The organism is uncultured Mucilaginibacter sp., assembly GCF_937859865.1.
Taxonomy (GTDB): Bacteria; Bacteroidota; Bacteroidia; order Sphingobacteriales; family Sphingobacteriaceae; genus Mucilaginibacter_A.
Genome location: NZ_CALMAT010000005.1, coordinates 26534 through 50176, shown reverse-complemented (window position 1 = coordinate 50176; position 23643 = coordinate 26534). Strand labels below are relative to the sequence as shown.

Annotated in this window: 22 protein-coding genes; 15 read left to right on the top strand and 7 right to left on the bottom strand. The window is 41.3% G+C overall.

Annotation, left to right across the window (positions count from 1 at the left end):
* Positions 1-543 precede the first annotated feature (543 nt).
* The 3 genes from Q0192_RS00675 to Q0192_RS00665 all read right to left on the bottom strand — a co-directional run bounded on the left by Q0192_RS00675 (position 544) and on the right by Q0192_RS00665 (position 3706).
* Entirely contained in the window at positions 544-2445 is a 1902-nt protein-coding gene (locus tag Q0192_RS00675; protein ID WP_299284547.1) for a DUF294 nucleotidyltransferase-like domain-containing protein, read from the bottom strand.
* Positions 2432-3136 (bottom strand): 3'-5' exonuclease, encoded by a 705-nt coding sequence (locus tag Q0192_RS00670; RefSeq protein ID WP_299284545.1) that lies wholly within the window; start codon positions 3134-3136, stop codon positions 2432-2434. Before Q0192_RS00670 ends, Q0192_RS00675 begins: the two co-directional genes overlap by 14 nt.
* A 261-nt stretch (positions 3137-3397) precedes the next feature.
* The gene (locus Q0192_RS00665; RefSeq protein ID WP_299284542.1) at positions 3398-3706 is read right to left on the bottom strand and encodes a hypothetical protein; all 309 of its coding nucleotides are present in this window, start codon (positions 3704-3706) and stop codon (positions 3398-3400) included.
* A 250-nt stretch (positions 3707-3956) separates the two neighbouring features.
* On the opposite strand from Q0192_RS00665, the gene Q0192_RS00660 reads away from it, so the two are divergent.
* Both Q0192_RS00660 and Q0192_RS00655 read left to right on the top strand, forming a co-directional pair.
* The gene (locus Q0192_RS00660) at positions 3957-5339 is read left to right on the top strand and encodes a pitrilysin family protein (RefSeq protein ID WP_299284539.1); all 1383 of its coding nucleotides are present in this window, start codon (positions 3957-3959) and stop codon (positions 5337-5339) included.
* Between the two features lie 16 nt (positions 5340-5355).
* Positions 5356-6684 (top strand): pitrilysin family protein, encoded by a 1329-nt coding sequence (locus Q0192_RS00655; protein WP_299284536.1) that lies wholly within the window; start codon positions 5356-5358, stop codon positions 6682-6684.
* A 71-nt stretch (positions 6685-6755) separates the two neighbouring features.
* On the opposite strand, the gene Q0192_RS00650 is transcribed toward Q0192_RS00655, so the two are convergent.
* Genes Q0192_RS00650 through Q0192_RS00635 form a run of 4 tightly spaced genes read right to left on the bottom strand, consistent with a single transcriptional unit; the run spans position 6756 to position 9157 of the window.
* On the bottom strand, positions 6756-7061 hold the full coding sequence (locus Q0192_RS00650) for a Dabb family protein (protein WP_299284532.1): 306 nt from the start codon (positions 7059-7061) through the stop codon (positions 6756-6758).
* Between the two features lie 14 nt (positions 7062-7075).
* Positions 7076-7423 (bottom strand): DUF5615 family PIN-like protein, encoded by a 348-nt coding sequence (locus Q0192_RS00645; protein WP_299284529.1) that lies wholly within the window; start codon positions 7421-7423, stop codon positions 7076-7078.
* The gene (locus Q0192_RS00640) at positions 7420-7644 is read right to left on the bottom strand and encodes a DUF433 domain-containing protein (RefSeq protein ID WP_299284527.1); all 225 of its coding nucleotides are present in this window, start codon (positions 7642-7644) and stop codon (positions 7420-7422) included. Before Q0192_RS00640 ends, Q0192_RS00645 begins: the two co-directional genes overlap by 4 nt.
* 40 nt (positions 7645-7684) lie before the next feature.
* Positions 7685-9157 (bottom strand): glycine--tRNA ligase, encoded by a 1473-nt coding sequence (locus tag Q0192_RS00635; RefSeq protein WP_299284524.1) that lies wholly within the window; start codon positions 9155-9157, stop codon positions 7685-7687.
* A gap of 127 nt (positions 9158-9284) precedes the next feature.
* Between Q0192_RS00635 and Q0192_RS00630 the strand changes: the two genes are divergently transcribed.
* The 13 genes from Q0192_RS00630 (at position 9285) to Q0192_RS00575 (ending at position 23409) form a co-directional block, all read left to right on the top strand.
* A complete protein-coding gene (locus tag Q0192_RS00630) occupies positions 9285-9524 on the top strand; it encodes a DUF433 domain-containing protein (protein ID WP_299284521.1) in 240 nt (79 codons plus the stop codon).
* Positions 9521-9871 (top strand): DUF5615 family PIN-like protein, encoded by a 351-nt coding sequence (locus tag Q0192_RS18695; RefSeq protein ID WP_366518124.1) that lies wholly within the window; start codon positions 9521-9523, stop codon positions 9869-9871. The genes Q0192_RS00630 and Q0192_RS18695 overlap by 4 nt, the downstream gene beginning before the upstream one ends.
* 36 nt (positions 9872-9907) lie before the next feature.
* Positions 9908-10615 carry an ATP-binding cassette domain-containing protein gene (locus tag Q0192_RS00625; protein ID WP_299284519.1) on the top strand — a complete coding sequence of 236 codons (708 nt, stop codon included), beginning with the start codon at positions 9908-9910 and terminating at the stop codon, positions 10613-10615.
* A gap of 168 nt (positions 10616-10783) precedes the next feature.
* Entirely contained in the window at positions 10784-11362 is a 579-nt protein-coding gene (locus tag Q0192_RS00620) for an outer membrane beta-barrel protein (RefSeq protein ID WP_299284516.1), read from the top strand.
* A 383-nt stretch (positions 11363-11745) separates the two neighbouring features.
* Positions 11746-13269: a hypothetical protein gene (locus Q0192_RS00615; RefSeq protein ID WP_299284513.1), complete on the top strand. Its 1524-nt coding sequence runs from the start codon at positions 11746-11748 to the stop codon at positions 13267-13269.
* Positions 13270-13410: 141 nt separating this feature from the next.
* Positions 13411-14133: a gliding motility-associated ABC transporter permease subunit GldF gene (gene gldF / locus Q0192_RS00610; RefSeq protein ID WP_299284510.1), complete on the top strand. Its 723-nt coding sequence runs from the start codon at positions 13411-13413 to the stop codon at positions 14131-14133.
* A complete protein-coding gene (gene gldG / locus Q0192_RS00605; RefSeq protein ID WP_299284507.1) occupies positions 14127-15818 on the top strand; it encodes a gliding motility-associated ABC transporter substrate-binding protein GldG in 1692 nt (563 codons plus the stop codon). The genes gldF and gldG overlap by 7 nt, the downstream gene beginning before the upstream one ends.
* A gap of 33 nt (positions 15819-15851) precedes the next feature.
* Positions 15852-16976, top strand: coding sequence for a DNA polymerase III subunit beta (gene dnaN / locus Q0192_RS00600; RefSeq protein WP_299284505.1), 1125 nt, complete (start codon positions 15852-15854; stop codon positions 16974-16976).
* Positions 16977-17042: 66 nt separating this feature from the next.
* Positions 17043-17741 carry a DUF4397 domain-containing protein gene (locus Q0192_RS00595; protein ID WP_299284503.1) on the top strand — a complete coding sequence of 233 codons (699 nt, stop codon included), beginning with the start codon at positions 17043-17045 and terminating at the stop codon, positions 17739-17741.
* Positions 17742-17835: 94 nt separating this feature from the next.
* Complete coding sequence (locus Q0192_RS00590) at positions 17836-18513, top strand: DUF4397 domain-containing protein (protein ID WP_299284501.1); 678 nt, start codon at positions 17836-17838, stop codon at positions 18511-18513.
* Between the two features lie 62 nt (positions 18514-18575).
* Positions 18576-19232 (top strand): DedA family protein, encoded by a 657-nt coding sequence (locus Q0192_RS00585; protein ID WP_299284499.1) that lies wholly within the window; start codon positions 18576-18578, stop codon positions 19230-19232.
* 336 nt (positions 19233-19568) lie between these two features.
* Positions 19569-21080: a malate:quinone oxidoreductase gene (locus tag Q0192_RS00580; protein ID WP_299284497.1), complete on the top strand. Its 1512-nt coding sequence runs from the start codon at positions 19569-19571 to the stop codon at positions 21078-21080.
* A gap of 199 nt (positions 21081-21279) precedes the next feature.
* Complete coding sequence (locus tag Q0192_RS00575; protein ID WP_299284494.1) at positions 21280-23409, top strand: PAS domain S-box protein; 2130 nt, start codon at positions 21280-21282, stop codon at positions 23407-23409.
* The last annotated feature ends 234 nt before the right edge of the window (positions 23410-23643 follow it).

Genomic DNA, 23643 nt, shown 5'->3' with positions numbered 1-23643 from the left:
ATTAGCCCGTGCCGCCTGATTTGGCTAAAGTCCAGCTAAGAAGCTGTTTAAATTTATAGCATAAAATTTTGCGATGCTTCTTTTATGCCTATAAAATTGGTGCGCCCGGATATCCTACTGTTACAAAAACTACAAAAAGGCAATGATTTTTATGTGCTAAAAGAAGCATTGCCAATAACTTAAACAAAATTTAAACAGCTTCTTAGCCAGTTTAAATTTTAATGCAAGAAATATCTAATGCTTCTTTTACCCTGTAAAATTGGTGTTTGCATCAATTTAAATAAACCAAAATTAAATACTTGCCAATTTTTAGGTGGTAAAAGAAGTATTGAACTGTCATCCTAACTTGATGCAGGATTTCTCAGGACAAAACAACAGGCCAATCATCAGGATGCCGGAACAAGCCCGGCATGATAAAAACATAACGCTTTAATTTTTAGGTGGTAAAAGAAGCATGGAAAATAAATCAAGCAAAATTTAAACAGGCTTAATTAAGAGACGTTAATATTTTCAGTTGAAATTGAAGGGCAAATTGAATTAACCTTACCCCAACAAACGATTGGTAAAACGCACCCTGATCCCCAACTGAAAATTCTTAATAATCTTGAAAATTTCTTTTAAAGTTGCTTCTTCAATGGTGGTTAAATTGCTGATCTGGATGTAATTGTTGGGTTCCGATTTTTGGTGGATGATTTGGTTGGCCTGGTTTTTCAACCGCATGCTCATCAAAAAATAGTAGGATTGCAACAGCTCGTTCAATTCGGTTTCTGTGAAAACGCCTTTTTCGTGCAAGGCTTTTAAACGTTCGCCGGTGTTGACATCAAAAATGCGGTTTTTTAAAGCGTAGATCCGAACCAAATCTACAATCGGTGTCATGGCTTTTTTAATGTCAAAAACTTCCAAATTGTCGCGCGTAATCGTCCGGATATTACGAAAAAAAGTAAGCGGCGGCTCGTATTGCAATGCGTTGTTGGCCATGTGGAAGAATACTTTTTCCATCGGTTTTTTCAGGGCTTCGTCCAAAAACGATTGCAGGTCGTTCATGATTGTGATATCACCGTAAATAAAACGGCAATCAAAAAAAGTAGAAAAATTGATGATCGTTTCCGGAACGGATTCTTCCATCCACTCGGTGTAATTTCGTTTCCAGTGCGATAAAGAATGTGTCCATTTCGGGTTCTTCGCCATAAAACCACCGGTGCAAAAACTAAAACCGATGCTGTTTAAACGCTCGGAAACAATATCGGCAAACATTAAAAAATATTCGCGCACCAGTTCGCGGTGTTCGTTGGCTTTGTCTTCGTAAACGATGGCGTTGTCCTGGTCGGTTTTTAAAGTTTGTTCTTTTCGGCCTTCGCTTCCCAAAGCCATAAAAACAAATTTTGCCGGCGGTTCTCCCAATTCGGATATGACCGATTCGATCACTTTTAGCGCAATCGTATCAGCAATCGTGGTGATTACCTGGTTTACAATTTCTGCGTTTACGCCGCGGTCCAACAATTGCGTTACAAACATGGGCACGCGCTGCCATTTTTGCTTTAACTCCTTAACCGATACGGCAGATTTTACCGACTGGATAAAAACCAGGGGCGATTGCGCCTGGTCGCTCAGCAATTTGTTCCGGCTTAAAAAACCGATGTATTTTCCGTTTTCCTCCGTCAGCAAATAACGCGTTTGGGTACGGAACATCATCAAAATAGCTTCGTAAACAAAAGCATGTGCATTGATAGACAGGATTGGGGCATCCATTACTTCCCCAATCGGCGTTGCGGCATTCACCTGTTTGGCCACTACATTGTCGCGGATGGTGATATCGGTAACATAACCAACAATTTTTTCCTGATCGGTAACAAAAAGACAGCTTACTTTGGCATGCGCCATTTGCGCTGCTGCCAAATAAACCGGCGTATCGGCGGGGCAGGAAACAATGGCGCGTTGCTCAATATCAATGATTTTTTTAGAATAGATTTGATCAGAAGCGAGATGCGTTTCGGCAAAAGCAGCCGGGTTTTTAAAAAAGTTGGCAAATTCTTCGTTCATCATCCTTCGGCCAAAATCAATGGTAAAGAATTGGAAAAAATCATCAAAAGTTTGGCAAAGCGCTTTAAAGGTTTTGCGCGGAAGAAAGTAAACCACCGTTCCTTCTTTTGCAATTACGGTGCGTAAAGAACGGTTTCGGTTGAGCAAGATGGATTGACCGCCAAAGCAAAAACCCTGGCTGTGGTTTTCAACCAGCCGCCGGTTGTGGGTATTATCGTAAAAAAAGGATTCGTACCCGCCGGAAACAATCAAATCCACGCCTTTCATCTTGGTGATTTCCTGCTGGTAAACCACCATTTCTTTATCGTAAGTTACCTTTTGCAGTTGCGGCGCGGTACTGGCCAAAGTTTCGGCAGACAGTAAATTAAAAGGTGCGGTTTTTTGCAAAAATTCAAGTGGTTCCACGGTAGGTAATTAAAATGATGAGTATTAAAACGATCAAAATTACCAAAGCCCAGCCAATAAAATGGTTTAAAGGTGGCTCGTCATGTTTAAGCGATTGCTGTTTTAAAATGTATTCGTCGTCTATTTCGCCCCTTTTTGTCAGTTCAAAAAAGCATTCGGAGGTGGCTTTGGCATCCACCAATGCATTGTGTTGGTGCATTAAAGGTTGGTTAAACAACCACTCGTACAGATCGCCCAAACGCAGGTATTTGCTTTGCGGGTTGCGCGCCAACTGCTTCGTTGCCAGCATGGTACAAAACATTTTGGCATTAACGGCCGGGTTTTCTACGCCCGAACGAAAAAAATCGGCACTGATAACGTGGTAATCCAATTCCATAAAATGGCCAACGAGCAAAGGCTGGTAACTTAAAATATCATTAGCCAGCAACTGCATCACCTGGTAGCGCGGCTGCCCGTGTTGGTTCAAAAACTCGCGCGTAATGCCATGGATGTTGAGGGCAGCAGGCGTGATTTTAAAATCGTCGTCTTTGATGTAATGGTCTTCCTGCTTGATCAAACCGCCTTGCGGGTTATAAACCAGCCACGAAATTTGGACGGAAAACGGCCAGTTATTGACTTTAGAATAAGGTGCGTTCCATTTTTTAGGCAGGCCGGAAGCTTCGGTATCAATAAAAAGCAGGTTATCTGTCACAACAAAAAATCAATCTCATCAGGTAATTCTAATTGGCGTTTTAAAATTACGAGGATTTATCAAAATAGAAAATATACCGGTAAAAACAGTATGTGCGTTTGCGGCCAGACCGGGGCAAAACACAAAAGCAGCTTCGGCAGAAAAAACTTCTGCAAAAAAGCTGCTTTTTGATCGGCTTGAAATTGCTCCTGCCGCTAAAATTTGCAGGATAAAAACAGTATGGGCTTGTTGTTTTATCAGGCCGTTTTTGCGCTGCTTTGTTTAGCTGGCGTTGGCCTGTTTAAGCTCTTCATCAAAAAAAGACAAGTCCTTATCGAAGTACGATTCTTCCGTGTTCAAGTAATAGCTTGTCCTGGTTTCGGTTTTATAAAAATCAATCGGTTGTTCTTGGTACAGTTCGTCTGTAACCGTGTTTGTAACACGGGTTTTTACTAAAAAAACCATAAAACTAAACAAGCTTGAAGCAACGATAAAGGCTGTCATAATCCAGAAATAAGTTAAAAGTAAATAAGCATAAGTGGCAGCAACTACTAAGATGGCAAACAAGTAGAAATAGCTAAATCTTTTCATTGGTTTTGTTGGTTGGTGAAGTGTTATACGTGTACATTTTCAGTTAGTTACGTTGGTTTTTCAAAAAAATTAAGCCTGTTTTCAAATTACTTTACGTTAAAAAACTTACTGTTTTTACCGGCATAAAAACAGTAAATTTGGTATGGATTAACAAGTTTATACCGGATGGATGAAAAGCTTGCTTTTATTGAAACCTGCCTGTTTGTTTCTGAAAAAAAATTAATAATTTCCGTTCCTAAAATCGAGTTACATGAAAACAAAATCTTTACATTTATTGGGCTTGCTGCTTTTTTGCCTGCTAAAAACAGTATGCCTTGCCAGCGACCCGCATTTGCCCGAAAATTATTACTGGAAAAAATTGCCCAATGGTTTGCAGGTTGTGGTGATTGAAAACCGAAAAGTTCCGCTAACCACCATTGAGATTGCCGTAAAAAACGGCGCTTACACGGAAGGACCAGAATACAGCGGGCTTTCGCACTTGTTCGAGCACATGTTTTTTAAGGCGAACAAAGATTATCCGACGCAGGAAAAATTTTTGAAACGTACGCAGGAACTGGGCGCAATCTGGAACGGGACGACTGATGTAGAACGTGTGAATTATTTTTTTACGTTTGATAAAGACAGCCTGAATGCCGGTTTAAGGTTTATGAATGCCGCCATCCGTTTTCCGATTTACCGGGAAGAAGATATGAAAAAGGAACGGCCGGTGGTTGACGGCGAGTTTCAGCGGGCAGAAAGCGATCCGGATTTTCAGTTATGGCACGAATCGCAAAAGTATTTGTGGGGAGACCAGATCACGCGGAAAAACCCAATTGGCATCCACGAAATTATCAACACGGCAACGCCGGCCAAAATGATGATCATCAAGGATAAATATTACGTGCCGAACAACAGTTTGCTGACGATTTGCGGCGATGTAAACCATGATGACGCTTTTAAAATGGCCGAAACTATTTTCGGTAGCTGGACTCCGGCAGCAGAAGACCCGCAGAAAAAGTATCCGATCCCGCCTTTTAAACCATTAAGCAAGCCTGCTTTTTTTGTGAAAGAATCTTCTATCGCCGAAACGCCTTATATGATGTTTTCGTGGCAAGGCCCTTCTGCCGGAACGGATTCTGCCGCTACTTTGGCTGCCGATGTTTTTTCAACGATTGTTGGTTTAAATTCATCCAAACTGCAACAAGCTTTGGTTGATAAAGGGCTGGCTACCAATGCAGGACTGAATTATTCTACGGCGCGCTATACCGGCCCGATAGAAATGGACATCGTGCCAAACCCTACTAAACTAAAAGAATGTTTTGATGAAGTGAACCACCAGATTGCGCTTTTTGCCAGCCCGGATTATTATACCGACCAGCAATTGGAAGATGCGAAAGCGATTTTACTGCGAAATGATATCAGCCGGAAAGAAAAACCATCCAGTTTGCCCGGCCAGTTAAGTTACCATTGGTGCAGCACATCGTTGGATTATGCAACTGATCTGGAAAAAAATTACCAAAAAGTAACGCGTGCCGATATTAAAAAATTCCTGAGCACTTACATTATTAAAAAGCCGGTTGTGGCAGGCATTGTTTTAAACGCGGCATTGAACAAGCAGGCCAATGTTTCTTCCTTTTTTGTTGCACCTAAATAACCTCACACAAAACCTCATGAAAAAAACCCTGATCGTGCTGTTTTTAACCGGTTGGTTATTTAATCTGGCACAAGCCCAAAAACCAGCTTACGAAATGACGGTTGACGGCGTAAAAGTAATTGTACAGCCCAGCGGAAACGATATTGTAGAAGTGCAAACCGTTTTGAAAGGCGGCGTTCAAAACTATGCGGCAGATAAAACCGGGATTGAATCATTGGCCATGTCGGCCTTAACGGAATGCGGCACAAAAAACGATGATAAAAACAGCTTCAAAAACAAGCTGGACAAAGTGAGCGCGCAGGTTTACGGCTACACCAGCAAGGATTACGCCGTGTTTAGGATGAACTGCATCAAAGGCGATTTTAATACCGTTTGGCCGCTTTATGTTGATGCTTTGACCCAGCCGCGGTTTGATGAAAAAGAATTTGCGCGTGTAAAACAGGATGCCATTAATAATTTGAAAGCACAAAACTCTCGGCCGGATGCCGCCATTAATAAATTTGCAGAACAGGTTGCTTTTGCCGGACGCGATTACGCCAAAGACCCAATGGGAACGGTTGAATCTTTGCAAAGTTTCACGGCGGCTGCTACCAAAGCTTATTACCAATCTATTTTAACGCGTAGCCGGATGTTGGTTGTGGTAGTTGCCGATCTGGATAAATCCGAAATTGAAAACAAAGTAAAAGCGATGTTGGACGGCATTAAACCCGGTGCTTCTTTTACCCTTAAAAAATCATCGTTCCGCATTTATAAAAACACCTTTACCGCAACGCCAAAAGAATTGGCGACCAATTATATCGAAGGCATTACCAGTGGGCCGCAGCCCGGAACGCCTGATTTTGACGCTTTCCAGGTTGCTATGCGTATTTTTTACGACAAGCATTTTCTGGACGTGCGCACCAACAACGGTTTATCTTACGCGCCGAGTGCTTATTTTAGCGGCGGCGCTACAGCTTCTGCCCGTTTTGTGGTTTCTACAACGCAACCCGATGCTTATATTAAGGTATTTGACCAATTGGTAGAACGGATTAAAAAAGAAGGTTTTAATGCTGCCGAAGTGAAAGATATGAAAACTACCTTCCTCACCAGCTTTTACTATAAACAGGAAACCAACAGTGCACAGGCTTCATCCATCGCAGCTAACGAAGTTTTGCACGATAACTGGAAACGCTCTTTAACTTTGGCAGATGACGTGAAAAAACTAACGCCGGACGAAGTGAATACGGCTTTCCGCCGTTACGTCGGCAACATCAGTTGGGTTTACCAGGGCGACCCGAAAAAAGTTGACCAGATTTTATACATCAACGGAACCATCAAACGGCCGGACAATCCGGTTAACCATTGATGCTGTTTTTATGGCATAAAAAACGCGTTCCTGATTTTTGGGAGCGCGTTTTTTGTATGGTAAAAGAAGCATCAAGCAGCATCAACAGCATCATAAATGGTAACTTTTTCCCAAAGGTGCTGGCAGTTTTTAACAAATTCCTGGTGTACCGCATGCACCTGGTAACTTTCCTGCTCTTTTAAATTGTTGAAAATCAACAATAAAGAAAAATCATACGAAGTATCAATCACTGGCCGGTTGGTAGTTGCTTTTATGCCGATATGGATCAGGTTTTTAGGTTCGATAGCTGCTAAAGTTTGCAAGCCTTTTAACAAATCTTCCCGGTCGGCATCGCTGATTTTATTTTTTAGCCAGAAGAAAACGTGGTGTGTAAACATGGGTTTGGTTTTTATTATTTAATCATATTGCTTATTTCAACCATCGGTTCACCAGCAGTTAGTATTTGTAACGCTTGTTCTAAAGCAAGTTGCAAAATATTACACATATAGGTGTTAGAGGTATTACCGCAAGTAATCCATATAATTTGAGGAGGAACGCCAAATTGTTCGAGCAAATTTAAAAAATCAACATCTTTACTCATAATGATTGCATTTTCTGCCCTTGCTTTCATAAATATCTCTACGTCATCAGAGTTGAGCAAATTTAAAGACCGAACAGATTTCGCTTCAACACCAGTGAAATTACGGTTTACAAAAGCAGCAATTGCAGGAGAAATTTGTGCATCTATCCAAATCGTCATGAAGTGATTACCGGGTGGTTCGTTTTACTTATAGCATATTTTACAGCAGCTTCCACATCGGCTAATTCTAAATCTGGCAATTCTTCTACAATCTGGTTCTGCGTAAGTCCATTAGCAAGCAAATCCAAAATATCAATTACCCGAATCCTCATGCCACGAATACAAGGTCGTCCGCCGCATTGTTCAGGGTTTATCGTAATTCTTGCTTTCCAGTTTTCCATCAGTTTTTGCTTTTACCAAATATAACGATTGTAATTCAACCTATGCCAACACCTTTTTCCAGCTTACCAAATCGCCAATTATTTTTTCCAGATCATCAGCATTTACCCGTTCCTGCACCATGGTATCGCGATGGCGGATGGTTACGGAATTATCCTCTAAAGTCTGATGATCTACGGTGATACAAAACGGTGTTCCAATCGCATCTTGGCGGCGGTAACGTTTGCCGATCGAATCCTTTTCATCATATTGTAAATTGAAATCCAGTTTCAGCTTGTCCATAATGTCGCGTGCTTTTTCGGGCAAACCATCTTTTTTGGTTAAAGGAAGCACGGTTGCTTTGATCGGTGCCAAAGCAGGAGGAAACTTCAACACCATGCGGCTGTCTTTTTTATCGCCTTCGCTTAAATCCTGTTCTTCGTAAGCGTTGATGAGCGTGAGTAAAAACATGCGGTCTAAACCAATGGAAGTTTCGATCACATAGGGCACGTAGCTTTGTTTCTCTTTGTCGGTTTCCTGCGGATCAAAGAAACGCAGTTTTTTGCCGGAAAATTTTTCATGCTGAGATAAATCAAAATCAGTACGGCTATGGATTCCTTCTACTTCTTTAAACCCAAACGGAAACTCAAATTCAATATCCGTGGCCGCATTGGCGTAATGTGCCAATTTGGTATGGTCGTGAAAACGGTATTTTTCGGGCGAAGTACCCAAAGCCAAATGCCATTTTAAACGTGCTGCTTTCCAATGCGCAAACCATTCCATTTCGGTTCCTGGTTTGATGAAAAACTGCATTTCCATCTGTTCAAATTCGCGCATCCGTAAAATAAACTGACGGGCAATTACTTCGTTGCGGAAAGCTTTTCCAATTTGTGCAATACCAAAAGGAATTTTCATTCTTCCTGATTTCTGCACGTTTAAAAAGTTGACAAAAATCCCTTGAGCAGTTTCTGGTCGTAAATAAACCTGATCAGAACCTTCTGCCATCGCGCCAAATTGTGTGGAAAACATCAAGTTAAATTGCCGGACTTCTGTCCAATTCCGCGTTCCCGAAACCGGATCGGCAATTTCATGTTCTTCAATCAGTTCTTTTAACCGGGAAAAATCTTCAGCTTTTAAAGCGTCGTCCATGGCCAACTGCAACGTTTCTGCTTTGTCGGTTTTGCCTTCTTTATCGTATTTCGCAATCTTATCTTCCAGCAACTGGTCGGCCCGGTAACGCTTTTTAGAATCCTTGTTATCAATCATCGGGTCGTTAAAACCTGCCACGTGTCCGCTGGCTTCCCAAATTTTTGGGTGCATAAAAATAGCAGAATCAATGCCTACAATATTTTCGTTTAACTGCACCATCGCTTTCCACCAATAGGTTTTGATGTTGTTTTTCAATTCGGCACCGTACTGGCCGTAATCATAAACTGCACTCAAACCATCATAAATTTCGCTGGACTGGAACACAAAGCCATACTCTTTGGCATGGGCGATCACGTTTTTGAAAAGCTCGTCGTTGTTTTTGCTCATAACGGGGGCAAAGATGTGAAAGATGTGTGAATATCTAGTAAGTAGTTTGAGCAAATCATGGTAACTTATGAGAAATAAATATGTAAAAAGTGTGTAATTTCGTGAAGCAATATTCAAAGAAGAGAACATGAACGAAAAAGAGCTGTTAAGCAGAATTACCATCAATCCAGAAATCTGTCATGGTAAACCAACGATCCGTAATAGAAGGTACATGGTAGAAGTAATTTTAGATTTGTTATCCTCCGGAATGACTAATCAGGAGATTTTAGAAGATTTTCCAGAATTGCAAGAAGAAGATATTTTAGCTTGCTTGGCTTTTGCAGCGAAATTGCTTCGGGTAAAATTTGTTTCTGCAGTTCTTGCATGAAGTTTCTGATTGATGCACACATTTCGCCATTATTATGTGAAATATTGAAGCAAAAAGGTTATAATACTAAACACGTCGGAGAATTATTGATCGGAACACTTACTCCAGACAATATTATTATAGATTTTGCTGATGAAGAAAGTCGCATAATGATCACTAAAGATTATGACTTTTATTACGCTCATGTAATGTACAAAAAACCTTCGAAACTTTTACTGATAACCACAGGTAATACCAGAAATCGGATTTTATTCGATTTGATTAGAAACAATTTGGCTTTGATAGAATCACTTTTTGAAAGTTATGATTTTCTTGAACTTAGTGCTGACGGAGTTATCATTCGGTGAAGCTGATAGCCGAAAGCTTAAAGCTAATAGCCATTTATGAGCATCCAAGTCCAAAACCTCTCTAAAACCTACGGCACACAAAAAGCTATTGATGCCATTTCTTTCTCCGCAGAACCAGGAAAAGTGCTTGGCTTTCTCGGCCCAAACGGTGCCGGGAAATCGACCACGATGAAAATTTTGACTTGCTTTATCCCGCAAACTTCCGGTACGGCAACGGTCAACGGTTTTGATACGGTAAAAGAAGCATTGCAGGTGCGGCGGCAAATTGGTTACCTGCCCGAGAGTAATGCCTTGTACCAGGATTTGTATGTAAAAGAAGCATTGCATTTTGTGGCTTCCATCCATCAAATCCACGAGCCGGAAAAACGGATCGCCGAAGTGATTGAGCAAACCGGTTTAGGGCCGGAACAGCGAAAAAAGATCGGACAGCTTTCTAAAGGCTACAAACAGCGCGTTGGCCTGGCGCAGGCCATTTTGCACAACCCGCAGGTTTTGATTTTGGATGAACCAACTTCCGGCCTGGACCCAAACCAATTGATCGGCATCCGCAGTTTGATCAAAGATCTGGGCAAAAACAAAACTGTGATTTTATCAACCCATATTATGCAGGAAGTAGAGGCAATTTGCGACCAGGTCATCATCATCAACAAAGGAAAAATTGTGGCCGATGATGCACTTTCCAATTTGTACCAGCAGCACCAAAACCAATCGTTGGAAAAAATCTTCATTAAATTAACCAACTGACAATTAGTATTTAAAGGCGGGAAACAAATTTTAGGCAAACAAAAAAAGCATCCAATCCATTTTGTAAGCCGTACTAAATTTAACCCGGTAAAAACAGCATCGAAAAAGAAGGCACAAAAAAGGTATGCTTTTTGGGTTTGTTTTCCATTTAAAATCCAGTTTATGAAAATGAAAAAATTATTTTTAATGTTCACCATTGTTGCCGTAACAGCTTCTGCCGTTTCAGCGCAACGTACCACAACCAAAAGAAAAAAAGCAGCAATGCCAACAAAATTTAGTGTCGGTTTAGAATTGGGCGCACCAACCGGCGATGCAAAAAACCTGTACAATGTAGGGTTCGGTGGTTCCGGTAAGATCGAAATCCCGGCTACGCCACAATTTGCCATTACCGCAACGGCCGGTTACACCAGTTTTTATTTAAAGGATAATGTAAAAAACGCATTAAATGCCTTTGGTATAAAAGCAAAACCTGCTGGTTATATTCCTCTAAAAGCCGGTGGTAAATATTACGTGAGTCCGGTATTTTATGTTGGAGGTGAGATCGGTGCAGCAATAGGTATACAACAATCAACAGTTGGTTATGGTACTTTAAGCGGGCATGGTACTGCTTTTGCTTATGCACCGGGTATTGGTGTTTCCATTCCGTTGATTGGTAAATCTGCAATTGATGCGGGAATACGTTACGAAGGCTGGTCGCAAAACGGACAGTTAGATCAGCTTGCACTCCGTGTTGCTTACAAATTTTAAGCTTCTTTATTATCAAAAAATAAAGGTTCTGAGTTTAGGTTCAGAACTTTTTTGTTTTATTAAATAATGCAAAGTTGTAAAGCACTATTTTAAGAGCCTGTTTAAATTTTGTTAAACTCATTTTCAATGCTTCTTTTACCACCTAAAAATCATTGTCTTTTTGTGGTTTTTGTTTTGGTAAAATATCTAAGCACACCAAATTTATAGGCATAAAAGAAGCATTGCAAAATTTTATGATTTAAATTTAAACAGGCTCTAAATAACTCTTAACAAAAACTTAACAAAAACTTAACAAAAACTTAATTTTTAATAAACCTTATAAAATTAACTTTTTTCTAAATTTGGATGACTATAAATATTATTCACTAAAATTTAAATTAAAAATGAAAAAATCTACTCTATTATCAATTTTCGTTTGTGTTTGTCTTTTTCTTGTACAATCTTGTAAAAAAGATTTAACTTCAAAAAGCAGTATTTCTGAAAACGCTATTTCTGGTAACTCTGAAGTAAACAAATTACAAATCACCTTTGCAAATATTTTGGCTAAGGCTGTTAAAAACGATGCTCCTTTACGATCATTCTTAAAAGAAGAGAGCTTGAAACAATTTGATAATGACCATGATATTTTATATCAAATGGTAAAAGACAAAAAAATAAATAATTTGGAAACACTTCATGAAAAATTAATTCGTTTTGCCTCATCAAAAGCAGAATTGGAAACAATTGAACAAAAGCTTCCCTTGTTAACAATATTTGTTCCAACGTTAGTTAATTTTTCTCCTGAAAGTTGGAACGCAGATACAGAAGTTCCTGTGGTAGCCGCTACAAACGCTTTGAATAAAGGTTTTTCATTTTATGATAACCAAGGTAAAGAAGTAGCAATTGCGCCAAATGAGATTCCTGCTTTTCCTTTAGTCTTAATAAAGCTGAACGAAAGAGTAGTTGTGGGTTCAAATACAACTTCAACAAGCAAAGCTTCAAGTTCAACAAATTCAAAATCACCTATAGTGTATAACGACGGTAGTTTAGTTTTAAGTTTTGCTGATGAAGCTTTCGATAACATTAATTCAAAAGTAATTACAGATAAAGTAAAACCAAGCAGAGTTACTGATGCAAGTGGTATTGACGCAGTTAATATCAACGCATATAATTCTGGAACAGATTGGCAAAGAGATTATGTGTATTATGGTATAACCCCCAGTCAACCTGTTGGTCAATTCAAAAACAATTATAGTGAATTTATTACATCGATGAAATTTTCGACTAATGCAATATCAAAAATGTCAGATCAAGATGGTGATCCAAGATCAACAGATGGTCAAATGATTGGAAGACCTAGCAGCAATGGTTATTTTTGGACAGAGGGAAATTATGAATTTACAATAACTGTCTTGATAAATTCGAAAAATGGTATCGGAAATGATTTAAGTAAAGTGATAAGTGTTAAGCCTACTGATTTATATGATGTACAAGGTAAATTAAGGCAAGAATTCGCTTACTATTTTTATCAAGTTACTTCAATTACTCCAAAAGAATATCACCCAAATGTTGAATTAGTGCCTTGGGATTTACAAAATTATGGTACAGCTTGGAAATTTGTTGTATATGAAAATGATAACGCTCAAGAAGTTACTCAATCATATGAGAATACTACCACATATGCAACCAATTTTGAATTAACTGCCCCATTTAACAAAGTAGGTACAAAATTTGGTGCTAGTGCTACTACAACTGAGAAACGTACTTACAGTGTTAAAACTACTTTAAATTCCGATTTCATTGGTGAAGCAACTTTGTCTTTCGATCAACCTATAATTATTTCTAATAATAATGGTAGCTACACAACCAGAGAAATAACAACTGGAAACTTACTAAGTATGAGTATCGAACCTAAAAAAGTTTTTTAGTTTCTGAAATTATCAGACAATTGATCTTACTGAATGAATAGGTGTTAATATATACCACCTAAAAAAAGGTTCTGTGCTTGCGTGCAGAACCTTTTTGCTTTGCCGGTTTTTGTATAATTTTGGCTTTCACACAAAAGTCTGGTGCTTACAATCCTTCAAAAAGAAATTACTGCTTACCTCAGCTCGCTGGTTGCCTACATAACCATCGGTTTGTTTTTGTTGGTGCTGGGATTGTTTCTGTGGATTTTCCCAGATAGCAGCATTTTAGATTATGGCTATGCCGATCTGGGCAGCCTTTTCAACACCACGCCTTATTTGTTTATGTTCCTGATCCCGGCCATCACCATGCGTTCTTTGGCCGAAGAAAGAAAAGAAGGCACTTTTGAACTGCTGGCCACACGGCCCATTACCGATTGGCAGATTGTATTGGGCAAATACTTAGCCTGTTTGCTGCTGGTTTTGCTGGCACTGATTCCGACTTTGGTTTATGTTTATTCTATTTACCAGTTAGGAAACCCGGTTGGAAACTTAGATACTGGTGCCGTGATCGGTTCTTACAGCGGTTTGTTTTTGCTGGGCGCAATTTTTGTGGCCATCGGTATTTTCGCCTCTTCCATCACCAAAAACCAGATTATTGCTTTTGCCATTGCTGTTTTTATGTGCTTTTTTATGTTCAGTGGTTTTGATTCGCTCAGTGGTTTGCTGTCTTTTCAAAATGCCGAAATCCAGAATTTTGGTATCAACGAACATTATCAGGCCATCAGTCGCGGCGTTTTGGATACGCGCGATCTGGTTTACTTTTTAAGCATGATCGGCCTGTTTTTACTGTTAACCAAAACGGTTTTGGGAGGAAGAAAATGGTAAGCTTCCGCAAGAAAAAAGATTTGCTGCAAGTCGGCCTGGTGTTGGTGATACTTCTTTTACTCAACATTTTTTCGAATTATTTTTTTACACGATTTGATTTTACTTCCGAAAAACGTTTTACACTTTCGCCCATTACACGCAATTTGATGGACAGTTTGCAAAAGCCGGTGGAGGTTACCGTTTTTTTGCAGGGCGATTTTCCTTCTGGGTTTAAACGTTTGCAACGCGCCACTCGGGATTTGCTGGACGATTACAACGCTTTCGGACACAACCGTTTAAAAGTAACTTTTGTTGACCCGCTTGCCGGCGCAAATACAGAACAGCAAACACAAATTTTGCAGGATTTGCAAAACCAGGGCATTGAACCTACCAACCTCAGCGTAAAAACTGAAAGCGGTTTAACCCAAAAAATTATATTTCCGGCAGCGATAGTAAAAAGCGGCGAAAGGCAAATTCCGGTGAAACTGCTGCAAACGCGCATTGGTTTATCGCCGGAAGAAGTGCTGAACAATTCTATCCAAAACCTGGAATATGCTTTTACTTCGGCGATAAAAAAAGTAAACAGCGGCGGCAAACCACGCATTGGTTTTACCGAAGGCCACCACGAATTGAGCGATCTGCAACTGAACGATGCCATGCGTTCGCTTTCCGATGGTTTTGAAGTTGGGCGCGTTGACCTCAAAACCATTCCGTTTTCGGGTTTGGAAAAGTTGAAGTTGTTAGTTGTTCCAAAACCCGACCAGCCTTTTACCGAATTGGAGAAATTCAGAATTGATCAATTCCTGATGCACGGCGGAAGAATTTTATGGACCATTGACCCAGTTACGGCCGAACTGGACAGTATGCGCGGACACGGCGGCGAGCAACTGGCTTTTAACAAACAACTGAACCTGGACGACCAACTTTTTAGCTACGGCATCCGCTTAAATTTTGATTTGGTTGCCGATATGAGTAGTGCACAAATTCCGATAAACGTGGGCAATGTGGCCGGGCAAGGGCAAATCCAAATGCTGCCTTGGCTTTTTTATCCAATCCTGATGCCGGTTTCCAAGCATCCTTTGGTTAAAAATTTGGATGGCATCCGGACGGAATTTATCAGCACGATTGATACGATTGCGGTTCCGGGCGTTAAAAAAACAGTGTTATTGGCTTCTTCCCCGTTCAACGAAAAACTGAACACGCCACATTTGATTTCGCTGCAAATGGTGGAGCAGGACATTGACCCGAAAACTTTTCAAAGCCCGCCAAAAACAGTTGGCGTTTTGCTGGAAGGAAGTTTTAAATCGGATTTCAAAAACCGGCCAATCCCCGAAGGATTTACAGAAAAAATTGATGTGCTGCAACAAAGCAAACCCACTAAAATGATCGTCATTAGCGACGGCGATATTTTTAAAAACCAAATCAACGAGGCCGATGGTTCCCCGTTTCCTTTGGGTTTTGACCGGTACACACAGCAAACTTACGGCAACAAAAACTTTTTGCTGAATATTGCCGATTACATGACGGACGATTCCGGCTTGATCAACCTTAGAAACAAGGAAATCAAGATCCGATTGTTAAACCGTGCGCAAATCAAATCCCGAAAACTGTACTGGCAAATCCTTAACAACGCGCTGCCGCTAGGCATACTTCTTTTATTCGGTATTTTTCAACAATATTTCCGCAGAAGAAAGTATGCGGCTTAAATTTTCTACTTTTGGTACAAGATTTAGATTTATATGAGATTTATTGTTTCTACTTCAACCTTACTTAAACAGTTGCAGGCCGTAAGCGGTGCGCTGAGCAGTAGTACGGTTTTACCGATATTAGAAAACTTTTTGTTCCAGATTAAAGACGGAAATTTGACCATTTCGGCAACCGATTTGCAAACTAGCATGACCACTTCTTTATCTGTTGAAACCAACGAAGATGGAAGGATTTGCATTCCGTCGCGTATTTTGCTGGACACTTTAAAATCGCTGCCAGAACAGCCGGTTACGTTTTTGGTGGATGATAAAAGCTTTGCGGTAGAAATTAAAGCAGGCGACGGCAGTTATAAATTAAGTGGGGAAAACGGGGAAGATTTCCCGAAAATCCCGGTGGTTGAAAACGCTTCTTCGGTTAGTTTGCCAGCTTCGGTTTTGGCAGAAGCCATCAATAAAACCATTTTCGCGGTAAGTAATGATGAGTTGCGGCCAGCCATGACGGGCGTTTACTGTCAGCTTACGCCGCAGCATTTTACTTTTGTGGCCACGGATGCGCATAAATTAGTCCGTTACCGAAGGAAAGATGCATATTCGGCAACGAGTACTTCTTTTATCATGCCAAAAAAAGCATTGAATTTGTTGAAGTCTTCGCTGCCATCAGAAGATGTAGCTGTTTCGGTAGAATACAACAGCACGAGCGCTTTCTTTAAATTTGGCAACATCAATCTGGTTTGCCGTTTGATTGACGAACGTTATCCGGATTACGATGCGGTTATCCCAACCAACAACCCAAATAAACTAACGATTGACCGTTTGTCTTTCCTCGGTTCGTTAAGTCGTGTAGCCATTTACGCCAACAAAACCACGCACCAAGTGAGGCTGAAAGTGGAAGGAAACGAGTTGAATATTTCTTCGGAAGATTTGGATTTCTCCAACGAAGCCCACGAAAAACTGGCCTGCCAGTACGAAGGCGAAAATTTGGAAATTGGTTTTAACGCCCGTTTTTTGATCGAAATGCTGAGAAATTTAAACTGCGAAGAAGTTTCTTTAGAAATGTCAACCCCAAACCGCGCCGGTTTATTATTGCCGCAAGGCGGAGACGAAAACGAAGATGTTTTGATGCTGGTGATGCCGGTAATGCTGAACAGCTATGCCTAAAATTGTTGAAAACTGATGTAACTAAAGCCTGGCCTTGCCGTATTTAACAAGGCCAAACTTTAGTTTATGAAAGCTCCAAAACCGTATCTTAAAGCAACTGCCTTCGTTTTGATCAGTGCATTTTTGCTGGTCTTTTCTTCCTGCACCAAAGAAGACACTTCAACCGACACCGATCTTGGTAATGCGCATCTGATCGTGATCAACAGCACAAAAACCACTCCGGCCATTGATTTTTACTGGACGGGAAACAAACTCAATGTTATTCCGCTGGCTTTTGGCACCACTACCGGTTATCAAACGGTTACTTCCGGCACGCGGAACATCCAAATCAAAGCCAACCTGACCAACACGCTTTTGGCAACCAACACGATAAAAGTAGTCCGCGATTCGAGCTATACTTTTTTTGTGTTTGATGCAAACGGCGTTGCCACCACGGCCATTGCGGAAGATGATTTGAGCATGCCATCTTTTGGAAACGCCAAAATCAAATTTGCCAATATGTCTTCCGGTCTGTCTGCCGCAGATTTGGCCATCATAAACGGGCCGGTAATTGCCTCCAGTGTAAGTTTTGGTATGATTGGCAATTATACCGAATTGAAAGCCGGGACGTACAACTTGGTTTTGCGCGAACACGGTACCAATAAAACAATGCTCAACATCCCAAATGTTCGGGTAGACAACAGTAAAATCTACACCATTTGGAGCGCCGGAACGGTAAACGGAACAGGTTCTTTAGCTTTGTCCACACAAACTTTTGCCCGGTAAAAGAAGCATACTAAACCGCGGCAGTACAACGTTGCATCGTATTAAAACGTAATTTTGCAGCATGTGTGATTTGAAATTTTTGTTAAAAGGCCTGATGCTCCTTGTATTTTGCCTTTTTATTTTTTCGTGCAGCAATACGGCGGTCAGCCCAACCAATTATTCCCGTTTGCAGGTTGTCAACGCTATCCCGGGCAGTTTATCTTTTGATTGTAGGCTAAACGGAACCAAAATCAACACGACAACAATTGCTTTTCCCAATGCAAGTGGTTACATCAGCACGGTGCCCGGTACAAAAAACGTTTCTATCGTGCCAACCGCCACGCCAACTGCGCTGGCAACAGATACGGTAAACGTACTTTTAGAAAATAACCAAAGCTACACCTTGTTTTTTTCTTCAAAAGCAGACACCATCAAAACCATTTTTATTGATGATACGCTAAGCAAGCTTCCGGCTGCCGGCAGGGCAAGGATCAGGTTTGTAAATGCTTCCGGCAGCAGCCCGATGCTGGACATCCAACTAAACGGAACCGATGCTTTTACCAAAATCAAATACACCAAAGTTGGTTCGTTTATCGAAGTGCCGGTCGGGATTTACGAATTCCGGGCTTTCATGTCCGGTGTGCGCAGCAGCAGTTTGGGTGCTTTATCCAACCAAATGCTGGCCGACGGCAAAATTTATACACTTTATGCCAGCGGCACCAGCGGCAATACCACCACAACTTCTGCTTTCGCGCTAAGTTTGCTTAACAATTTGCCACCGGCAACAAAGTAAATTTGCAACCCTGCTTCTTTTATCCAAATATTTTTACTTTTGAAAATACAAAACCGCGCACTTTGGAACTGATTAAAAACCTGATTGATTTTATCCTTCACATTGATAAACACCTGATTGATATTACCCAACAGTACCAGGGCTGGACTTATTTGATCCTTTTCTTTATCATTTTTGCCGAAACCGGTTTTGTGGTTACACCTTTTTTGCCCGGCGATTCGTTGCTTTTTGCTGCCGGTGCTTTGGTTGCGCACGGCAATTCGGGCTTAAATTTATTTTTATTGTTGCTGATTTTGATTGCCGCAGCCGTTGCCGGAAACACAACCAATTACGAGCTGGGGAAATATTTTGGGGTAAAGGTTTTTAAGCCGGAAAACAAGATATTGAAGTTGGATTATTACCTCAAAACCAAAGCCTTTTTTGATACGCACGGCGGCAAAGCGGTAATTTTCAGCCGTTTTTTACCGATTTTTAGAACGGTTGCGCCTTTTGTGGCAGGCGTTGGGAAAATGCCGCTGGGCAAGTACACTTTGTACAATTTTATTGGCGGCGCTTCCTGGATTGCTTTATTTTTGTTTCTCGGCTATTTCTTTGGAGGGATTCCGGTGGTGAAAAGGAACTTTACGATTGTTGTAGTGCTGATCATTTTGGTTTCTATTATCCCGCCTATTTTTGCAGCCATCAAAAGCCGGACTTCAAGCGCAGCCAAAAATAGTTGATGATTTTTAGGTGGTAAAAGAAGTATTGATGAAGTTGGGAAGTCGGTAAAGTCCGAAAGTTTAGGAAGGCCGAAAGACACATTAGCTTTACAAATCCTGAGTTTATTTTAAAGGATGTTTTATGCGAAGGTAAAATCTGTGTATTGCATCGCACAATGAATTTTACCTCATAAAAACAGCATCAATCAAAACCAAAAATTTGTTGTTAACCATCCAGAAAAGCAGGTAAAACAGCTTGTCATTTGCAGATCAAATTTCAATCGCTTACCTTTCCAAACTTTGCTTTTTAAATTTGCATGTATCTTTGTTTTTCTTCGTTATTCTTCAAAAAATACTATGGATCAATCAGGAAATATTTCTGAAAATACAGATGTCATTTTAATCGGTGCCGGTATCATGAGTGCCACACTTGGCGTAATGCTGAAAGAACTGGAGCCAAAATTAACCATCAAAATATTTGAACGTTTGGATGGCGCCGCCGCCGAAAGTTCGGATGCCTGGAACAATGCCGGAACTGGTCATTCGGCCTTTTGCGAACTGAACTACACGCCGGAATTGCCTGACGGATCAATCGAAACGGTAAAAGCGGTAAAAATTGCCGAATCTTTTGAGGAATCCAAACAGTTTTGGAGCTTCTTGCTGCAACAGCAATTCCTGTCGGATGCGCCAAATTTTATCAAAAGCATCCCGCACATGAGCTTTGTTTGGGGCGAAAAACACGTAGAATACCTGCGCAAACGGTACGAAGCCTTAAAAAAACACCACTTGTTTAAGGAGATGGTGTATTCGGAAGACAAAAAGCAGTTGGCCGAATGGATGCCTTTAGTGATGGACGGCCGCGACCCGAACGAAAAAGTGGCCGCTACGCGGATGGAACTGGGCACGGATGTTAATTTCGGTGCTTTGACCAAAGCCATGTTTGCCAAACTAAAAACTATGGAGGGCGTTGATTTGGAATATGGCCACGAAATACGCGACTTGGAACAAAACAAAGACGCTTCCTGGACGGTGAAAGTAAAAAACCTGGGCACCGGCGAAAGCCGAAAACTGACGGCTAAATTTGTGTTTATCGGTGCTGGCGGCGGTTCTTTGCCTTTGCTGGAAAAATCAAATATCAAAGAAGGAAAAGGTTTTGGCGGATTTCCGGTGAGCGGGCAATGGCTGCGTTGCATCAACCCGGCGGTCATCAAACGCCACCAGGCCAAAGTTTACGGCAAAGCTGCGGTTGGTTCGCCGCCGATGTCTGTCCCGCATTTGGATACACGAATGATCGAAGGCAAGCGCGAACTGCTTTTTGGCCCGTATGCAGGCTTTTCCACCAAATTCCTCAAAAACGGTTCTTATTTGGATTTGCCTTTGTCCATCAAACCAGACAATATTTTCCCGATGATGTCGGCCGGGATTAAAAATATCCCGCTCACCAAATATTTGATTGACCAGGTGCGACAATCGCCGGAAGACCGTTTGGAAGCTTTAAAAGAATATTTGCCGACTGCCCGAATGGAAGACTGGGAACTGGAAACGGCAGGCCAGCGTGTGCAAGTGATCAAAAAAGACCCGGTAAAAGGAGGCGTTTTAGAATTTGGCACCGAAGTGGTAAGCGCAGCCGATGGCAGTATTGCTGCTTTGCTGGGCGCATCGCCGGGCGCATCAACTGCCGTTTCGATTATGGTAGATTTGATTGGAAGATGTTTTAAAACACAAATGCAATCCGAAGCCTGGCAAAGCAAAATGAAAGAAATGATGCCTTCTTACGGAAAAAAGTTAGGCAAAGAGCCTGAACTGGCCGGAAAAATCCGCGAAGAAACCAGCAAAGTTTTAGGCCTAACCATACCGGAAACGGTTTAACCCGGCGCACCAATTTTATAGGCATAAAAGAAGCATGGCAGCCATATCAAGCTGTTGTGCTTTTTTTTATGGGCAATTTTTTTGACTTCGATCCTAACATTTCTTCCGATTATAAGCTTATTGCTAATTGCCGGATTCTGTTTGAAATAGCCGAAACCGCTAACTTTACGATCAAAGCTACCGTTTAATATAATTTTTGATGCTTCAACCTGCACTTCCTTCTGCCGAAACGCTTAAAGCACTGGAAACGGTGCCCAATATGTACCTCATCCTTTCGCCGGATTTGTACATTTTGACAGCCAGCAATATTTATTTAGCAGCCATAGAAACCAGTAGGGAAAAAATTGTTGGCAAACATATTTTTGAAGCTTTTCCGGATAACCCCGATTTGCCCGATGCAGATGGTATGCAAAACATCAATGCTTCTTTGCAAGAGGTGTTGCGGACCAAGAAACCGCATTATATGCAAATCCAGCGGTACGATGTGCCCAATGTAAACAACCTCGGCCAGTTTATTCAGCGTTATTGGGACCCGAGCCATACACCGGTTTTGGATGAAGCAGGAGAAATCCAGTACATCATCCAACTGGCCAATGACGTTACCGAAAAAGTACTGACAAAAGAAGCATTGGCAGCAAGTTCGGGGCAGTTGCACTGGTTGAACGATCAATTGGACGACGCAAACCGGAAAGTCGTATCGGCCAATCAGGAACTGAACAGAGCGGTGGATACCTTAAAATTTTCCAACCAAAACCTGGAGGCACTGGTAAACGATCGTACGGCAGAACTGGCAGCTACCGTCGAAGAATTGGCGGCTTCAAACGAAGAACTGGCGGCAACCAATGAAGAACTTTTGGCCATACAGGAGGATTTGTACAACCTGAACACCAATTTGTACGAAAGTGAACAAAGGTTTCGCTCGCTGATTGAATATGCGCCTTTGCCTATCCTGGTTTGTAAAGGGGAAGACATGGTATTTGAGATGGTAAACGAAGCAATGCTGCAAATGCTTGGTAAAAGTACGGCTGTTATCGGGCAGCCGCTTATTGCCGCATTGCCGGAACTAAGGGGCCAGCCGATTGTTGATGTTTTATACCAAGTTTATCATACAGGCGAACCTTATAGTACAACGGCAGCACAAGTTACCTTAAAAAGGAACGGCAAAGACGAAATTTGTTACTTTAATTTGAATTACAGGGCACTTTACGAAGGAAGTAAGGTTGTGGGTATTATACAAGCCGCAGTGGAAGTAACAGGGCAGGTAAAGGCACATCAGACTATAGTGGAAAGCGAAGAGCGCTTTCGTACAATGGCCGAAAGTACGCATGTTTTGATTGCTGTAAGCGATGAAGCAAGCAACTCCACTTATTTTAATAAGGCCTGGACAGATTTGACGGGCAGGCCAACCTCAGAATTGCTGAAACATGGCTGGTTTGATTTGGTCCACCCGGAAGATAAGGAGCATTATCTTAACACTTATTTAACGGCTTTTAAAGAAAAACTACCTTTTACAGCAGAATTCAGGATTTTGGGCCCGCAAGGAGCCTATCGCTGGCTGCTGGCCAAAGGCTCGCCGCGTTTCCATCCCAACGGAACTTTTGCCGGCTACACCAGCTCGTCTATTGATGTTACCGAGCAAAAATTAGACGAGCAGCGCAAAAACGATTTTATCGGGATCGTAAGCCACGAACTAAAAACCCCGGTAACCACAATTTATGCTTATCTACAAGTATTGCAAGGCAAAGCAAGGAAAACTCAAGACCCGTTTATCCTGACTGCCCTGGACAAATCTGTAACCCAGGTTAAAAAGATGACCACCATCATCAACGGGTTTTTAAACGTTTCGCGTTTAGAATCGGGCAAAATTTATATTGATAAACAACGGTTTGACATGGCCAACCTGGTTAAAGAAACCGAGGCAGAAACCGCAACCATGATTTCTTCCCACCAAATTATATTTGCCCCCGTCGAACCAACTTTTGTAGTTGCCGATAGGGACAAAATTGGCCAGGTGATCAACAATTTCATCAGCAATGCGGTTAAATATTCTGCCCCGGGAAGCACAATCAATATAGCTTGCATTTCTTTTGACGGGCAGACACAGGTAAGCGTAAAAGACGAAGGCATAGGCATTGATGAAACAGATATTCAACAACTTTTTAACCGTTATTACCGGGTAGAAGGAACACATACCCAAACCATTTCGGGTTTTGGGATCGGTTTATATTTATGCTCGGAAATTGTCCATCGCCATAGTGGCAAAATTTGGGTAGAAAGCGAAGTGGGAAAAGGCTCTGCCTTTTATTTCAGCCTGCCGTTGGCAGATTAAGGGCTTGTTTAAGTTTTGTCCAGCTTATTTCCCATGCTTCTTTTACCATATAAAAATCATTGTTTTTTTTGCAGTTTCTGAACCCATACCATATCCAACACCAATTTTATAGGCATAAAAGAAGCATTGGTATTTTTTCTTGTCTAAATTTAAAAAGCGCTTTCGTTTGGTACCAAAATTTATAGGGTAAAAGAAGCATCAAACCAAAACTTCTTGATGCTTCTTTTACCGGTA

Excerpts from the sequence above, each read along its gene's own strand:
- Q0192_RS18695 (WP_366518124.1), top strand. The coding sequence starts at position 9,521 with ATGAAGTTTCTGATTGATGCACACATTTCGCCATTATTATGTGAAATA.
- Q0192_RS00645 (WP_299284529.1), bottom strand. The coding sequence starts at position 7,423 with ATGACGATTTGGATAGATGCACAAATTTCTCCTGCAATTGCTGCTTTT.
- dnaN (WP_299284505.1), top strand. The coding sequence starts at position 15,852 with ATGAGATTTATTGTTTCTACTTCAACCTTACTTAAACAGTTGCAGGCC.
- Q0192_RS00655 (WP_299284536.1), top strand. The coding sequence starts at position 5,356 with ATGAAAAAAACCCTGATCGTGCTGTTTTTAACCGGTTGGTTATTTAAT.
- Q0192_RS00630 (WP_299284521.1), top strand. The coding sequence starts at position 9,285 with ATGAACGAAAAAGAGCTGTTAAGCAGAATTACCATCAATCCAGAAATC.
- Q0192_RS00660 (WP_299284539.1), top strand. The coding sequence starts at position 3,957 with ATGAAAACAAAATCTTTACATTTATTGGGCTTGCTGCTTTTTTGCCTG.
- Q0192_RS00620 (WP_299284516.1), top strand. The coding sequence starts at position 10,784 with ATGAAAAAATTATTTTTAATGTTCACCATTGTTGCCGTAACAGCTTCT.
- Q0192_RS00625 (WP_299284519.1), top strand. The coding sequence starts at position 9,908 with ATGAGCATCCAAGTCCAAAACCTCTCTAAAACCTACGGCACACAAAAA.
- Q0192_RS00635 (WP_299284524.1), bottom strand. The coding sequence starts at position 9,157 with ATGAGCAAAAACAACGACGAGCTTTTCAAAAACGTGATCGCCCATGCC.
- Q0192_RS00580 (WP_299284497.1), top strand. The coding sequence starts at position 19,569 with ATGGATCAATCAGGAAATATTTCTGAAAATACAGATGTCATTTTAATC.
- Q0192_RS00615 (WP_299284513.1), top strand. The coding sequence starts at position 11,746 with ATGAAAAAATCTACTCTATTATCAATTTTCGTTTGTGTTTGTCTTTTT.
- Q0192_RS00665 (WP_299284542.1), bottom strand. The coding sequence starts at position 3,706 with ATGAAAAGATTTAGCTATTTCTACTTGTTTGCCATCTTAGTAGTTGCT.
- Q0192_RS00595 (WP_299284503.1), top strand. The coding sequence starts at position 17,043 with ATGAAAGCTCCAAAACCGTATCTTAAAGCAACTGCCTTCGTTTTGATC.
- gldG (WP_299284507.1), top strand. The coding sequence starts at position 14,127 with ATGGTAAGCTTCCGCAAGAAAAAAGATTTGCTGCAAGTCGGCCTGGTG.
- Q0192_RS00575 (WP_299284494.1), top strand. The coding sequence starts at position 21,280 with ATGCTTCAACCTGCACTTCCTTCTGCCGAAACGCTTAAAGCACTGGAA.
- Q0192_RS00650 (WP_299284532.1), bottom strand. The coding sequence starts at position 7,061 with ATGTTTACACACCACGTTTTCTTCTGGCTAAAAAATAAAATCAGCGAT.
- Q0192_RS00590 (WP_299284501.1), top strand. The coding sequence starts at position 17,836 with ATGCTCCTTGTATTTTGCCTTTTTATTTTTTCGTGCAGCAATACGGCG.
- Q0192_RS00640 (WP_299284527.1), bottom strand. The coding sequence starts at position 7,644 with ATGGAAAACTGGAAAGCAAGAATTACGATAAACCCTGAACAATGCGGC.